The 14,894-nt window shown below is 58.0% G+C and carries 11 protein-coding genes; 1 reads left to right on the forward strand and 10 read right to left on the reverse strand.

Going from position 1 to position 14,894, the window contains the following annotated elements; genetic code table 11:
- Nucleotides 1-565 precede the first annotated feature (565 nt).
- The gene (locus METFAM1_RS0115250; RefSeq protein WP_019916254.1) at nt 566-1,036 is read right to left on the reverse strand and encodes an antitoxin Xre-like helix-turn-helix domain-containing protein; all 471 of its coding nucleotides are present in this window, start codon (nt 1,034-1,036) and stop codon (nt 566-568) included.
- Between the two features lie 213 nt (nt 1,037-1,249).
- Between METFAM1_RS0115250 and tyrS the strand changes: the two genes are divergently transcribed.
- Nucleotides 1,250-2,497, forward strand: a complete 1,248-nt coding sequence (gene tyrS / locus METFAM1_RS0115255) for a tyrosine--tRNA ligase (RefSeq protein ID WP_024300742.1) — start codon at nt 1,250-1,252, stop codon at nt 2,495-2,497.
- A gap of 99 nt (nt 2,498-2,596) precedes the next feature.
- Here the strand turns inward: tyrS and METFAM1_RS0115260 are convergent, their stop codons facing one another.
- From METFAM1_RS0115260 to METFAM1_RS0115295, 9 genes are all read right to left on the reverse strand, one after another.
- Entirely contained in the window at nt 2,597-2,992 is a 396-nt protein-coding gene (locus METFAM1_RS0115260; protein WP_019916258.1) for a hypothetical protein, read from the reverse strand.
- A gap of 71 nt (nt 2,993-3,063) precedes the next feature.
- Complete coding sequence (locus tag METFAM1_RS20935; protein WP_157256637.1) at nt 3,064-4,221, reverse strand: hypothetical protein; 1,158 nt, start codon at nt 4,219-4,221, stop codon at nt 3,064-3,066.
- Nucleotides 4,222-5,030: 809 nt separating this feature from the next.
- The gene (locus tag METFAM1_RS20415; RefSeq protein WP_020647596.1) at nt 5,031-5,882 is read right to left on the reverse strand and encodes a hypothetical protein; all 852 of its coding nucleotides are present in this window, start codon (nt 5,880-5,882) and stop codon (nt 5,031-5,033) included.
- Nucleotides 5,883-5,884: 2 nt separating this feature from the next.
- On the reverse strand, nt 5,885-6,904 hold the full coding sequence (locus tag METFAM1_RS20940; protein WP_029644373.1) for a hypothetical protein: 1,020 nt from the start codon (nt 6,902-6,904) through the stop codon (nt 5,885-5,887).
- Nucleotides 6,905-7,180: 276 nt separating this feature from the next.
- Nucleotides 7,181-7,684, reverse strand: coding sequence for a very short patch repair endonuclease (locus tag METFAM1_RS20685; RefSeq protein ID WP_019916261.1), 504 nt, complete (start codon nt 7,682-7,684; stop codon nt 7,181-7,183).
- Nucleotides 7,674-8,666 carry a PD-(D/E)XK motif protein gene (locus METFAM1_RS0115280; protein WP_024300744.1) on the reverse strand — a complete coding sequence of 331 codons (993 nt, stop codon included), beginning with the start codon at nt 8,664-8,666 and terminating at the stop codon, nt 7,674-7,676. Before METFAM1_RS0115280 ends, METFAM1_RS20685 begins: the two co-directional genes overlap by 11 nt.
- Entirely contained in the window at nt 8,659-11,022 is a 2,364-nt protein-coding gene (locus METFAM1_RS0115285; protein ID WP_019916263.1) for a Z1 domain-containing protein, read from the reverse strand. Before METFAM1_RS0115285 ends, METFAM1_RS0115280 begins: the two co-directional genes overlap by 8 nt.
- A complete protein-coding gene (locus METFAM1_RS0115290; RefSeq protein ID WP_019916264.1) occupies nt 11,022-13,037 on the reverse strand; it encodes an ATP-binding protein in 2,016 nt (671 codons plus the stop codon). The genes METFAM1_RS0115285 and METFAM1_RS0115290 overlap by 1 nt, the downstream gene beginning before the upstream one ends.
- The gene (locus METFAM1_RS0115295; protein WP_019916265.1) at nt 13,025-14,557 is read right to left on the reverse strand and encodes a DNA cytosine methyltransferase; all 1,533 of its coding nucleotides are present in this window, start codon (nt 14,555-14,557) and stop codon (nt 13,025-13,027) included. The genes METFAM1_RS0115290 and METFAM1_RS0115295 overlap by 13 nt, the downstream gene beginning before the upstream one ends.
- Nucleotides 14,558-14,894 lie beyond the last annotated feature (337 nt).

The following is a 14,894-nucleotide window of genomic DNA, read 5'->3' on the forward strand; positions in this document are numbered from 1 at the left end:
CGCCCCCCAGAAGCTACGGCCGCGTGGGCGCGGCCTGCGCTCGGACGACGGACGCATGCGTCCTGTCCGGCGCTACGCTTCCGGCTCCCCCCTGCACCAGCCCGTGGGGCTGGTGGGACTGCGGGCGCCGGCCCTTGTCCCCGTTTCGCGGCACCCGTTGCGCTTGAGATCGGTGTCGCGGATGAGAGGTTTTTCTCTCCTCGGAGCGCTCAACTCGCTCGCCTGCAGATTGCATCGAAGCGACTCCGCGAGTCGCGAGACTGTGCCGCTGATCTACGGAAAAGTGGCGGCCGACCGGGTGCGAAAGCCCCGTGCAATAGGGATTGTCGAGGAGGATCTACCGAACTCGCGACGCACTGTATGTGGCGGAGCCGGACGGAAGGATTTCGCCGGGAAAAGGGGACGATTCGTCGTTTCGCTCAGGGGTCAATTCACGGTGTCGACGGATGGCGGCTGCGGGGAAAAGGAGAATGCTGAAGCATCGAACCCCAGGGGTAGATCGAGGCAGTTGGACGAGCGGCTGACGCAGGCAACGGGGGGGCGGATCCTTCGCACTTTGTGCTCTTCAAGAGTATGCGCCGCTGACGTTTCTCATGAGCAGGTCAGAGAGAAGCTGCTCGCCGGTGACTGTCCCCAGAAAGTCCATGCCGCTGCCTCCGCCGAGTGCTGGTTGCGGGCTGAGCAGCCAGTTTCCGATCCAGACGCCCACGTCAAAGTTCGTCGGATTGCCGCACTCCTCGACCATCGTCTGGACCTGCCCGACGATTCGCTGCAAGCCCAGTACGCGTTCGCCTTGAACCGCCGGCAGCAGTTCCTGGTTCTTGGCTTTTCTGCGGATCGTCGAGAGGGGCAAGCCTAGCGCACGACAGAGTTCGTCAAACGGCAGGCCAAGCAGAGCCGCCAAATCCTCGACTTCTTTCGCGGGGATCCCTTGGTGGACCGCAACCGCCAGTTCGCCCCAGCTTGCGGCACTCGCTTCCTGGAAGCGCTGGATGTTCCGGCACCGATCTACTGAATTCTTCGCCTTCCGAATCACGACAGCTCTCCCCTTGCGTGCATCGTTGCAGCGCACGGGGCTGCTCGACTCTGCTACGCTAACACTATGTGCTCGCACTTCGTCAATCGCGTCTCGTATAGCGGCTACTGCCTTCCCAGGCGGTAGGCGCACGCGCGTCCATTCCGCCCGAGGCGGACTGGGACGTTGAAAACGCAGTCTCCCTCGGGCTTTTGCCCCCTCGAGGAGACTGCAATGCCCCCCAATTTTTCAGACCTGTTTCAGCTGCTCGAAGAGCGCGGCTTCGTCCACCAATGTACCGACGTTGAAGGACTTCGTCGGTCTTTCGCCTCGGGCACCCTGACCGCGTACCTGGGCTTCGATGCAACCGCCGACAGCCTCCATGTGGGTCATTTGCAGGGCTTGATGTTGATGCGCTGGCTTCAGCGCGCGGGCCACCGTCCCATCCTGCTCATCGGTGGTGCCACCACCCGGATCGGCGATCCGAGCTTCCGGGACAGCAGTCGCCCTATGCTTGATGCGGCAACGATCGCGGCGAACATTCGGGGCATTTCGAGCGCCTTCACGCGGTACCTCACGTTTGATGGCGGTGCCAATGGAGCGCTCGTCGTGAACAACGAGGAGTGGCTGGACGGCCTCGGTTACCTCGAGTTCCTGGATCAAGTCGGCCGACATTTCACCGTCAATCGGTTGCTCGGTCTCGATGCGATCCGCTCCCGGCTCGAGCACTCGCTGTCCGTCCAGGAGTTCGCTTACACGCTGCTGCAAGCTCACGACTTCACCGAGCTCGCGAGGCGGCATGGCTGCACACTGCAGGTGGGAGGGGCCGATCAATGGGCGAACATCATCAATGGCATCGAGCTTTCTCGGCGCAAGGGAGGACCAGCGTTGTTCGGGCTCACGATGCCGCTGCTGGCCACCGCTGACGGCCGAAAGATGGGAAAGTCAGCACAGGGGGCGGTGTGGCTGAACGCGGAGCGGCTCACTTCGTTCGACTTCTGGCAGTTCTGGAGAAATACGGATGACCGCGATGTGGGTCGCTTCCTCGCTCTCTTCACGGAGCTACCGATCGATGACGTCCGCAGGCTGTCTGCCCTACAGGGTGCCGAACTCAACGAAGCAAAGGTCGTTCTCGCAAACGAAGCGACCAGCTTGGCTCACGGGGCGGAGGCGGCCGGGGTGGCAGCACGTGCGGCCGGTGGTGTCTTTGGCCAAGCCGACGATGCGGAGGGTCTCCCAACCGTGTTGCTGAGTCATGAGCGCTTGGTCGCCGGTGTCTCCCTCGCTGAACTGGCGGTCGAAGGCGGGCTCGCGAACTCGAGAAGTGCCGCTCGCCGGCTCGCTGAGGGGGGCGGCCTTCGTCTTGATGGAGAGCCGGTGAGGCAAGCGGATGTAACGCTTTCGGCGGGGGCCGCAGAATGGAGGCTGTCGGCTGGAAGGAAGCACCACCTTCGGATTGTGCTGGCCGATCAACAGCGTTAGCCAGACAGCCGTGGCACCGATACGGAGAGCATGTGGAATCGTTGGCTGAAGAAGCAAGGGCGGTCAGGGCCACTACCGCCACCGACTGCCGAATCGAATTCACCCTGCGACGCCTCCTTCGAGTGCCATGAGATATCTAATCACGTCCTCGACACGCCCTTCTGCCACCAAATGCTCGGCCGTCTGGTGGCCGAAGGGTGCCAACGGTTCGTTACGGAACCAGAGGATTGTCCGTCCGAGGTCGCCGTTCAAGTCGCTGGCGGCCTGTAATACACGCAGCGAAGCTCGAATGAGGCACTGCGCCCCCTCCGAAGCTGACACCATACCTGTGGCGTTGCCGTAAACCGCGGCCAACTCGGCGAGCCGCTCGGCGTCAATACCCAGCAGCTCGCAGAATCGGATTGTTGAGAGCACCGTCGGGCCTGCTTCCTTGTCGCGCAGGTGGTCCAACAGGTCTACAAAGTCGCGGACTGGTGTAAATGCGTGATTGGCCATAGATATACCGAATGGTAGTGCTCCGGCCGCCGAAGGCCTGAAGATGCGACGTGGCCTTTAAAAATGGGAAATCACGTTGCCTGTTTTGGAATGGTCGAATAAAACGCACCTGAATCCCCGTCGCCCATTAAGACATCGTGTAACACATGGCTGATCTGAGTGCGCTCAAGGTGAGGCGGTCTGCGATAGCCTTTTATTGACCATCCTTCTACACGTGCCCGGTCAGCATGCGTTTGGCACGCCACGACCATGTAGTTGGCTGCGTGAGGCGAGCACATCCCCTTGGTTGTACGACGATCGGATGCCATACGCCCACCGGTCAGGATTATTTGATAGCACTGAGATACTGAATACTCTTTGAGTAAGTTATCGATAAGAGATTCGAGCGATCTTAAACTCGGGGTGCCGAAGCGGCGTTCACTTGCTGCATGAATGAAGAACTCCTTGCATTCTTCGGACGCAAGTTCGCGCGCAAATTCGATGCACTCGGCCTTCCACCCGGCTGGTCGAGCGGCTGAGCGCATTACTTCCTCTGTTTTCCTGATGAACTCTGGCGCGCTGGGAACTCTTAAAGTCCATCGTACACGTGTTAGATGTTCTCCAATAAAAAGCAGTTCTTTTTGAGTTAGTTCATATGGAAAGTATTCTGGGTCTGGAGAAATTATTCCCAGGTCAATCAGGCATTTAATTAGGCGGTATTCGTAGTCGGCGCCTCCTGGCGCAAAACGTATTCCCGAAGAGGTAATCCCGCCCAGCCGGCGATCGTCGATCCATCCGCAACAACGCACGAGAGTCAAAAGTGATACGGCTGTGCGGACGGACAGGTTATGGGGTTCAACATGAGTTGGTGAATAGCTCCAATTTTCTGAACAAAACTCAACCGCTCTTTTCCTTCTCTCGCGAACAAGCCTCGCGTTGCTCTCCGAAGCGGCCTTTAGGCATCCGGCGCAGCCGCAAGAGGGCGTATCCTCGTGATTGCAGGCGATACAACACAACCTCTCACGTACTAGCCGAGATTTGCTGAGCAACTGTCGCACCATTGCCGAACCACATCGACGGCACGACTCGTTGGTTGGCTGCGGCGGAAAGAATTGATGCAACATGCTGACATGGCAATGGATATTGAACTCGCGTATCAGCGATAAGACGTTCTCACCCGAGTAGTAGCGACGAATCAGATCCGACAACTCATCCTTACTCAAGTGTTCGAGAGGGGAGGTTTGCTCCATGGTTTCTCTGTACAAAACTACGAAATGTAGTCAAGAATACCGTGGTCGGCAACCTCGTCTTGGATGATGAGCTGCCGAGTCAAGCTTGCAATTTAATTGCAAATTTTCTCGTCAATTTAAACCAATTTAAATCTTGATTTTTTTCAAGGAGCAGAACCTATTGCAACCCGTTGATTCAGGCTGAGAAGATGTCCGGGCTCCCATTTTGAAAATTTGTAATTGCACGGGGGGCGCGATCGCCGGATGTGGCGTTGTGGCACTTTGGATTTGCAAGATCGATCTGATCGGGAAGGCCGGTGATAACGATTGGCAACGGTAGGACGCGTGTTTCCGCGTTGATCAGCCGGAGTTGGGGCGGCGGCGGCCAGTGTGTGACGGTCGCAAGGAGGGCTCGGACCCGGAAGACATGGATGATCGGTGCATTAAGCATCTGATGGCGCGCCTGATGCATTTGGCTGCGCATGGGACGAAGGCGAAGTCGCCGACGGGATCAACGCGCCACGCTGAATGCGAACGCACAACACGTCGGTTGTCGGATGCCTACCGGAAAGCGGAGGGCTGCGCCTGAATGATCACTCGGGAGGACAAGCCAATGTAAAGCTTCCGACGGGTTCGACCGAATGAAGGCTGTCGGCAGGCGGAAAGCAGCACATTCGGATCGTGCTGGCCGATCAACCGATTTCACCGGACCGCCTCGGCACTGATACGGCACGCCACAGGGTTGCGATCCTAAGAAACAGGGTAGGCCACCGCGATTTACTGGTCGGCTACGTAATCACAAAATAATTTCATTCAATTGAATGGTGTAGTTATGCTTGCGCTGCGCAATGCAGAGACAGCATGGCGATAAAGCTGCTCGCGACCTTGTTTATCTCGGAAAAAAAATCGTTTGGATCGCCAAGGCTTTGAATGGAAATGTTGTTCTGGCCGTCTCCAGTGCGTGAATGAAAAAAACGATTGCGAATCGTAGTCGTTAGACTGCAAATGTCACGAAACCTGATGTCGAATTGGTGGGTTGCGATGTCTTTTGTAGTAAATCCGTTGAAGTGATTGGAAAGAGAGCTCCAATGAAGAGTCTTGTCCGTGTACGAGGAGAAGTCGAGCCGGTACACAAAGTCAAGTAGTACTGCGTCAATGAACTTTCCCTGGGCGACGAATTTCTTAAGGAAGCCCATTTCTCCGGTCTTGTCGTTTCCGGCAAAGAGAGTCTTGAGGTCGTCGAATGTGCCGTAGTAATCGGAGGAGGATCGGCAGTATAAGAGTGGGGCGCTAAATGCTATCCTTTCCAGGAGACGATAAAGATGAGTGAAAGCGGCGGCATGGCAATTACGGTGGGTTTGTAAAAAGTAGTGTGAAAACTCGATCAGAATGTCTTGATAGAAGTTTCGATTCAGCGGAATTGTTTTTCTAATAAACTCTCTCTCATTGAGGTCGACGCCGAATCTGCGAAGAAAGTCAGCGAATGCGTCGCGCCCGCGTTTCGTACGTGTGCTCTGAGGAAGTACAGAGTAGTTCACAATTTGGCGTAATTGTTTCCCGCGGTACGTCAGAGCACTCGAGCCGATCAGTGTCTTTATAAGGAGGTATTGGTACGATCGATCAGCACCGGTTGGTAGCCTGGTGTCAAAGGTGTAGTCGATCCCGGAAACCGTTATCGGCATGTCTAGATCCAGTCGGTAATGCGATCTAGAAGGGCGTATTCCTCAAGTTCTTTCAGCTCGCCGTAGTTGCCAATGAATTTAGACACGAGCTCTCGTCGAAGTTTCCCAAGATTTACTTTGCTGACATTAATTGAAGAAAAGGCGGCTTCAAAAGTTCTGACTGCCGCTGCAAATTCACCCAGCGTGGCGGACTCGATAGCGTGCAGAGATGATTTGATGCCGACGCAGAATCCGATGAAGTTATTCTGTACCCGGAGCCAAATCCCGAGCTCCGGATCTTCGCTCAAAAAATTGACGAGCTCTACGACGTCTGAAAATTCAATGTTTGTTGTTGGGATGTCTGATTCTATAATTCTACTTGCGATCAGCTCATCCATTTTTTCTTCGATGATTTTCTGATTGTCAATGTTCACGGAATTGCTTAAGTAAGCAACATACCCCTTAACGAAATCCCCTTTTTTGAATGAACTTGACGCACGCACCCGTCCCGCGCCTTTTTCTGTGATCAAGTTAATGTCGAGAGCCCCAAAGTCAAAAAATGAATCGGCTAAAACCTCAATTTGATGTCTCGCCGACATAGGGCGTTGGCCATTGTTTAGGGTAATCATCCGGTACAAAAGCCGGTCTCGCGAATCAGTAAGTACAAAGCTGACATGGATAGGGCGGCAAGAGTTGAACTCGGCTTTTCGCGAGGCGCGCTCGAGCGTAGTCAGGCGTTGTATTCCGTCGAGTACGAATCCATGGTGAATGTGGTCAGAGATGTACTTGGCAGCGTTTTCAATTGATGCCGCAGTTTCGTCACTCATTCGATGGATCAGAGCTATCGTTATCGGGGGCATCACGCAGCCTCGAACGATGTCGTCTTCAAGGCGCGAGTAAAACCGGGTTTGTAAGGGATCTCGCTGCATGTCGAGGCGCCCTATCAAGGGAAAAAAATGCTCCAGGGCTTCCGCATAAGTGGCTGTTGCATTTACCACGTATCCTGAGATTACTTTGTCAGGAGATACCGTATGAAATTCCATGGGTTTTTGTCCGAAATTATAATGGTGGCAAACGCTGAAGCGTCAGCGCCTCAATTCTCGATGCACTTGCATTGCTAACGGGAAGGTTGGGCGCCGTACATCACTTTTCTCGTGGACTCAGTTTTTTATATCTACTCGGGGGCGGTGCCTTAAACGTCCGCGCTCGGCTATCAACGTACCTTTGAATAACAAATCTCGTTTTTGCTCAAGAAAACTGTATTGACCTTTTCTGGATCAATCGGATCTCTCGTAAAGAACCAACTCCTCGGCGGAGCACTATCCGATAGCTGACTCCCGAACGCGATGCCTTAGAAGCTTGGGAAAAGATTTCAATGCCTTGGCGATCGAAGCGAGAACTGCCTGATTCTCCACTTCGCATTCCCAAATCACTATCACCTGCCATCCCCCCGCCTCGAGATCGGCCCGGACTTTGGCATCCCTCAATTTGTTTCTTGCCAGCTTTGCAGCCCACCATTCCGAGCGGGTCTTCGGGATGCGAAAATTAATGCATCCTTCATGACAATGCCAGAAGCAGCCGTGAACGAAAACCACCATGCGTGGCCCAGCAAAAACCAGATCGGGGCGACCGGGCAGTCGCCCGTCATATAGGCGATAACGGAGCCCGGAAGCCCAGAGCGCACGGCGCACTATTAGTTCGGGCTTCGTATCCCTGCCACGTATCCTGGACATATTCTCAGATCGCGTCAGCGGTCCGGTCTTGGGGTTCCGCCGCTTCCGTCCTGTGCTTTTCGGATCTGAGCCGCGCTGATCAGGACTCATTGCACCGGGTTGCGCTCTTGATGACACTGGTTACCTCGTCCAGCCCAAGTGAGGGGAGATTTGCAAGATCAACCGTGTACTTCACCGACACTACGCCCGATGGGGGCAGGAAGTCGTCAGGTATTCGGGGAAACTCCTCGTCGACGACGTATACCTCCGCACCCCGCACGAGGAAGCGCAGAAGCTCTCCAGAGCTCCGCACCTCCTCAGACCACCCCAGGTTCGCCATCTTCGTCATGAACCAGTCCAACGCCGCAGCATCGGTGCGAAGTAGGTCGACGATCGCATCCACCTGAGTCGCCAACGATTCGTCGCCTGCGATGCTCTCCTCCAATTGGACAGAGACGAACAACAGCTGGCATCCGGCAGGCGCCCGAAGCTGATCCAGGCGTGAGATCTCATGTTCGGGGCGGCTCTTGCGTGTCGTCTTCACCTCGATACGCAACCGCTCACCGACGAAATCGTGGCGCTCCGCATCCGGCCCGCTCCAATGGTCGACGGCGGACGGTCCGAGCACCGGAATCATCAAGGAGCGCAGCACCAGCAATTCACCGAAGAGTCCGATCTGGACGGTCTTGTCCATCGCTGGACGCACCGGCTTCCACGCCGACTGCCACGCTCGGATCGTCGCAGCCACTGCCTTCCAAGGCTCCCGTGCCTCCTGCACAACCGCAGCCACAATATCCCTGCAGAAGGGGGTGAACACCTGCTCATGCGACGGCGGTGCCGAGAGTGCAAGCACTTCTCCCGGCTCAAGGCTCCGGTGTCGTACTTTGAGTCCGTTCAGATCAGACGGTGGAGCCCCAGTCGGACCATGGTCCACAGGGATCAACAGGTGCAGGTGGCCGCCTTGGTCCATGGCTAAAGACAGTGAAGTACCGCTTCCGTTCACCTTGACCGGTATGGTGGCCAAAGCGTCCTCGCTCTGCGGCCGCATGGAACGGAGCTGAGCCCAATGCATTGGGGTGATGCCTTCAATCATTGGACACCATGCTGTTCACAATCCATGTTGTCCCCGCGTCCGTCGTCTGCGGCAGACTCAAAGCCAAGGCGATCACGGGCTTTGCGTGCGGAACATCGAGGTACTCAGGATCCAACGGATAGACGATAAGAAGCCCCTGGGTCGACGGTCTGGCGGCTCGCATGGCCTCTGCGTCGTAGGCGCCACTGTCCCGTTTGTAGGCATCCGGACCGTTTGGCAGGTCTACTCCTTCATGAGCGGGGTCAGTCAGAATGCCGATGCTCTCGCTGCTGACACGCTTACGGCGGACAAGGCCGACCTCTCTACCGCCAAGGGAAATGGTTCGTTCGCTACCGGGCGACGCAACAAATACAGACCAGTCGGTCAGTTCCCCAACTGCGGCCCGTTCCATGATCCAGTCGGCCAGTAGATCGTTGCGGAAGACGACAATGTCCTCGTTGATTCGGTAGCCACGAAGGAATGTCGCGATGGTCTCTGGAGCAACGTCGCGCGCCAGTAGTCCCCCGTTGCGCTGCACACTGGGCGAAACTTCTGCAATGAAGCGGTCCGTCAAGGTGAAGTTGGCCTGCAATTTCGACGGATCGGACAGGGGAAGCAAAACGGTCTGCGGGTGCTCACCCGACCAGGAGTCCTGCCGCGCTTGTTCAGTGCGGGACTTGTTACGTGCCGTCAGAAGAAGATCGCTGTGCGCGCGGAGCCGGATGGCCATCTGATCCGGTCTGCGTCCGGCGTGGGCCAGTGCGATGATGGAATCCCGCAGCGACTGTTCGACAAGGGCAAGTTCTGAAAACCATCGGGCGATCCCGTCGGTGGTCCAGATACGGATGAGATCCTCATAACCGCGACGGAAGCCGTACCAGCGGGCCATCTGCAGCAGGGTATCGCACATGGAGGCGGTGCGCAGGAAATAGGAGACCGTCAGCCCCTCCAGCGTCAACCCCCGGGACAGCCGGTTGCCGCCTACCGCTACGATATGCCGTCCGGGCTTCTCGTCATACTCCAGGTTCTCACCGCTGATACTGTTGAGCTCGAGAACCACGAGCTCCCGAAGCACTGCAACGGCGGCTTTTAGCACGGTCTCGTCGTTCGCGGGAATATCGACGCCGGTTTTTATGTTTTCCCATACCGGGCCGAAGATCATCTCGATCCGTTGGCCCTGGCGCTCGGCCTCGCGCCACAAATCCAACTGTTCACGGATGGCATCGGCGATGCGCCTCTGGTCATCCGTCCTTTGGCTCACATGCACCAGCATGGTGTGGGGTTTTCCGGCGAACCCGCGGAGGTTCCGCACGCCACCGGCAAGACAGAACGAGATGAGGGCGTCGGCGAGCGAATCCGGCAGCGTGTCTCTGGCGAAGCCCAGGACGATCTCGGTCCTTCTGCGTTTGCGGGAACCCCGCAACGCCTTCACATCCGCCTCTGACACCGTGCGGAGCACATCACGCCCCTGGGCGGTCACTCCGAAGAGTTCCTCGGTTCCCGTGTAGCCCTTCGGACGGGGCAACTGGATGACGAAATCCTTGGGGAAGAGGTCGACGCCAACCCTCCGGTCGACAGCCTCCGGGTTGATCAGGACATTGGCAAACGGAGTGGCCGTATAGGCGATGTAGGCCGCTTTCGCTGCCCGCGTTAGTATCGAGCGGATCAGGGCGTTGGTCTTGGATGGCGCCAGATTCTCATCGTTGTCGTCGTCCTCGCCGACGGCTGGGTCCGACGGCCGGTTACCCTTCGTGTTGATTGACGCTTGGTCCGCCTCATCGTCGATGACCAGCACGGCCATGTCATCAAGGTAACTCGAGGCAGACTCCAACCAGCGATCCAGCTTCTGCAGGACGGCGACGTTCTTCTTCACGACAGCAAGAAAGGGTCCCGGGAACTGGAGGACGTGCTCATCCTGCGATGTGAAGTCCTCGGTGGGCGTTGTCAGCGTGCACCATTCCCCTCCGCATCTTTCCCCCGGCAGACCGTCCGCCTGCGCCCCGATCAGCTCCCGTTCCAGGCGGTTCTGCGTCTGGCTCCGTAAGGAATCGTGGATGCCGGACAAGACGATTACCATCCGGTACCCCGCGTCCACAGCACGCGCCGCGACAGCGGTGTAGTTCGCTGTCTTGCCGCTCTGGACATAACCGACGACCAGACCGCGTCCCTGAAACGGAGAGCCCTGCTGTGGATCCGGGAGATGACGCAGAACTCTGAGTGACTCGGCGGCCACCGAGTCGACCTGCTGCGGTTCCCACTTTGGGTCGGCGCGTAGCAGCGCATCCAGGCGGCCCCAATGGGTCCATGATCCGGTGATGAGGCGATCCGTCCAGACCGGCTTCGGCGGTACCGCCCCAACGATACGGACTGTCTCCATCAGTTGTCTCGTTCAGCCATCAGGTGCTTCTGGACTTCCATCTCATCCAGGCCACAGAGAAAGTCTGCCAAGTGCGCGAGGGCATGAGGGTCGGAGCGGATCTGCCTCACCAGGGCGGACAGGCCCGGGTTGAGCTCACTGACCTGAATGTCGAGAGAACCGGTCAGCCCCTTCGTCACCTTCCACAAAAACTTGTCCGTCTTTACCTCCTTCACCCCGATCCGCGGCGCTGGAGCGGGCGCCTCCCTCGTCGACCCGGCAGGTGATACAGCGGGCGCGGGCGCTTTTCGGGTGCTATTCCCTGCGGCGCTGCTGGCTCCCGCACTGCCGCTGGCAGGAGACGGCACCGGCGGAGTGGCTAGTGTCTGCCGTGGCTTGCGGTACTTCTTCTGGCTGTCTTTGCGAACAATATCGGCGAGACTTTTAATCTCGGTCTGAAGCTGCATGGGAAGCTGGACGATCTGCTTGCTGATGTTGATCTTTAAGGCGTCGTCTAGCGCCCTGTCGAACTCGACGATTACTCTGGCGAGTTTGGTCTTCTCGTCGTTGGTTTTCCACATCTGATGCCAGCCGCCCCACTTGATAAGGCGGTCGTGGCGGTAAATGAAGAGCCCCTGAGTATCGTTCCAATTGCCGTGCAGACTGATCAGCTCACGTGCCCGTCGTGCGGCATCGGCACCGTCGGCCTCGTGATATGCCGCGATCTCGTCCTCGGTCGGCAGCAGATAGGCCTGCACCAGAACCTTGCCATCTTCCGCCTCAGTGGGGATGCGAACTGTCTTCTCGTCGTAGGCGACGGCCAACGGGTGGCCAACCGGATTGTTCGGCTCGACGTGGTTGCCATTGATGGTGATGTTGACCCGCTTCCTGCCTGCCGCCTTACCTTCCAGGAAGCGGTGAAAGACCAGCGCGAGATGACGCTCCAGAAGCATGACCTCAAACGAAAAAGGGTCCAGCCCACGGGTGTTCGGCATGCTCTGCGGCGGACGCATGTCCTTCCAGAGAACCACCGTCCCCTGGTTTCCGAGCACAGTCGCCTCCTCCTCCCATGGTTCCAGAGGGTCGGACTTGGCAATCCATCCCTCCATATCCTTGGCGTCCCAGGTCAGGTGGTGTGCTGGCGCCCCATCGCGTTTGCTCACAACTGTGAAGACCCTGGTCTGGGACCAGGAGGCGCCCTTCAGGCCGTAGCCGTATTTTCCGAGGCTGTTGTCCTCGTACTCGGAATCGCTGCCGATCCGCATGGCCTCGGCCAATCTGGCTCGCTCCATTCCACAACCATTGTCGGCGATGCTCATCCACCGGCCGTGCCCGCCGTCCGGCCGCCCGAAGGTGATATCAATCCGGGTTGCATCGGCACTGATAGCGTTGTCCACTAGGTCAGCGACAGCCGAGGACATCGTGTGGCCCACCGCGGCCAGGATATTCACCAGCCGGGCGGGGTTGGGGGGCAGTTCTACACCATTCGGTCTCGCAATGAACGAGGCCGGAGCAGTCCCAGCTCCCTCCCGGGGAGCCAAGAATAGATCCGGGCGGGCTTCGCTGAGGATTCGCCAAGTCCGCTCACCCTCCTCGCCGTGCAGCGCAATCATGCCCGAGTTTGCAAGCTTGCTGCTCTCGCCGTCCGCCAGAATCGCGCGGGTTACCGGGTCGTCCTTCGGAAACACCGCCCATGAGCCGGAGGCAGGGGTCGCTCCGGCCTCGATCTCCATGGCGAACAGGCAACCAGGAGCTACAAACTGGTAGAGCTTGTCCTTCGGGCAGTTGCCTTCAAGGCGCCAGTTCTTCTCCTGGCGCTTCAGCCACTGCCTCGCCGTGTGCACCCCGCTGTCCGTGTCGTACATCAGGTCCATTTCGACTTGATCGGAATCCTTGGCGGCCGGGAAGACCCGGTCAACCACGTCCCAGTCAAAATTCACGGCCCTCTGCTTGGACCCCTCCTTCCCCTGGCGGCGGTACTCGTGGAACATCCCTAGTTCGCTGTGGGTAAGGACTCGCAGAATCAGGAAACGCATTTCTTCTTTTCACTCCTCTCGGCGATCACTGCCGGCTGCTGTTTCAAGCCCATCAATTCCCTGCGCATGTCCGGAATCGGCTGGCAGCCGATCATCGAGCGTATCTCAATGGCGATTGCGTAGGAAACGAGCGGTGGTACGGCATTGCCAATCTGCTTGAAGGCAGGATTCATACTTCCACGCAGCACGAACCCATCAGGGAAGGACTGCAGCCGCGCCGCCTCCCTGACCGAAATGGTTCTCGCCTGTTCGCTGTCAAAATGAATGTGGCTGTAGGAGTCCTTGCCGAGGTGCGCCATTAGCGTGCGCACGGGCTTGTCTCGGTACAACTTCCACCACTTGTTCGGAAACTTCCCGGGGTCGTAGGGCAGCGTCCAATTCTTGATGAAGGCCTGCATCTCGTCAGCGTCAGCTCCTCTGCTTTCGCCCGACCGCCACCGTTTGTTCATTAGTTGCTGGCGCTTTTCCTCGACGAAGCGCCAGATCTCCGGGTATTGCCAGCCCTCCTCCATCATGCGGAAGATCTTGTAGTCGCGGGGAAGGTAGCGGATGACGTGGCCGGTGGTGTTATCGGTAGTGCCGAATTCCGGCCATTGCCGCATCAATCGGGACCAGGCGGTGGTCGGTTGACGGGAGGTGTAGAACACGGGTTCGGCAGGATCCTTCCGGCCGCGCGCGATCTGTCCGCGCTCTAACAGATCCATGGCGAAGATCGGGGGCAGGTCGGCGAGCGCCTCGCCAGCAGTGGTAGCCGGCGGCAGGCCGTCCTCTTCGGACGGATCGCTAATCCAGCAGTGGCTGTGCTCGACCTCCCGGCTGTGCCTAGTGTGCTGCGGGATCAGCTTCCGGGCCGTCGCGCGGGTTCCCTCATATCCAGCGGGCAGCACCGTAAAATGAGTGGGAGTGGGAAACACGACGTCAGCATCCAGGCTTTCGTGAACACCAATCAGAAACATCCGCTCCCTTGTCTGGGGGACGCCGAACCACGAAGCATTGAGCAGAGTGTAGCGGACCACATAGCCCTCTTCGCGGAGGTGCTCGGCCACGGTCTCGGCGACGTTCTTACCCCCGTGATTCAGGATATCCGGCACGTTCTCCATCAGAAGAGCGAGAGGCTTTGTTTCGCGGACGTAGTGCAGATAACGCTGCCAGAGGTTCACCCGGCCGTCGACCAGAAATGCAATGTCCGCGTCATCCTCGTCGCGGCGGTAAGCCTCGTGACGAAGTTTCGCGCGCCCGACACGCGCAAAGGCCTGACAGGGCGGTCCGCCCACGAGCACATCCACTTGCTCATCGACTCGGCCGGCGATGCCCAGGTCCCGGAAGATGGAGCCGGGATCCTCCTGAGTTATGTCGCGGGCCTTGAAGTGGGCTTGCAGGTTATTCCCTTGGCTGATCGCCGCGAAGTTGGCCCCATGGGACTCGGCGGCCCATGGGTCCAGCTCTACTGAGGCAGCTAGCTCAAAGCCTGCCGTGGCAAACCCAAGCGAAATGCCGCCACATCCGGCGAACAGGTCCATAAACCGTGGCGGATTTCCTCCCCTGAGCCGGGCGATCTTTCGTCGAATTGCTTTTGACACGGCCATTTACAACATTCCCAAAATCCGCATTGCGCCCCTGTTGAGCAGTTGTCCATAAAAAAGGCAGCAATATCACTGGCGAATAGCCCTGAGCTCTCCGGTGCCATGCTGACCACGAGCCGTTACCCAATGTCTGCGCCGACTGCTGCCTTATCCAGCCGTCTAAGCCCGCGCGGGAGAGCGCCAAGCACCTCCCACTTTGAAGGCAGGGATTTTTTGGCAGCAGCCAAGCGATAGGCTGTGCGCTTGCCCACCTTCAGGTAGGCAGCCACCTCAT

It is taken from the genome of Methyloversatilis discipulorum (genome assembly GCF_000527135.1).
GTDB classification, from domain to species: Bacteria; Pseudomonadota; Gammaproteobacteria; order Burkholderiales; family Rhodocyclaceae; genus Methyloversatilis; species Methyloversatilis discipulorum.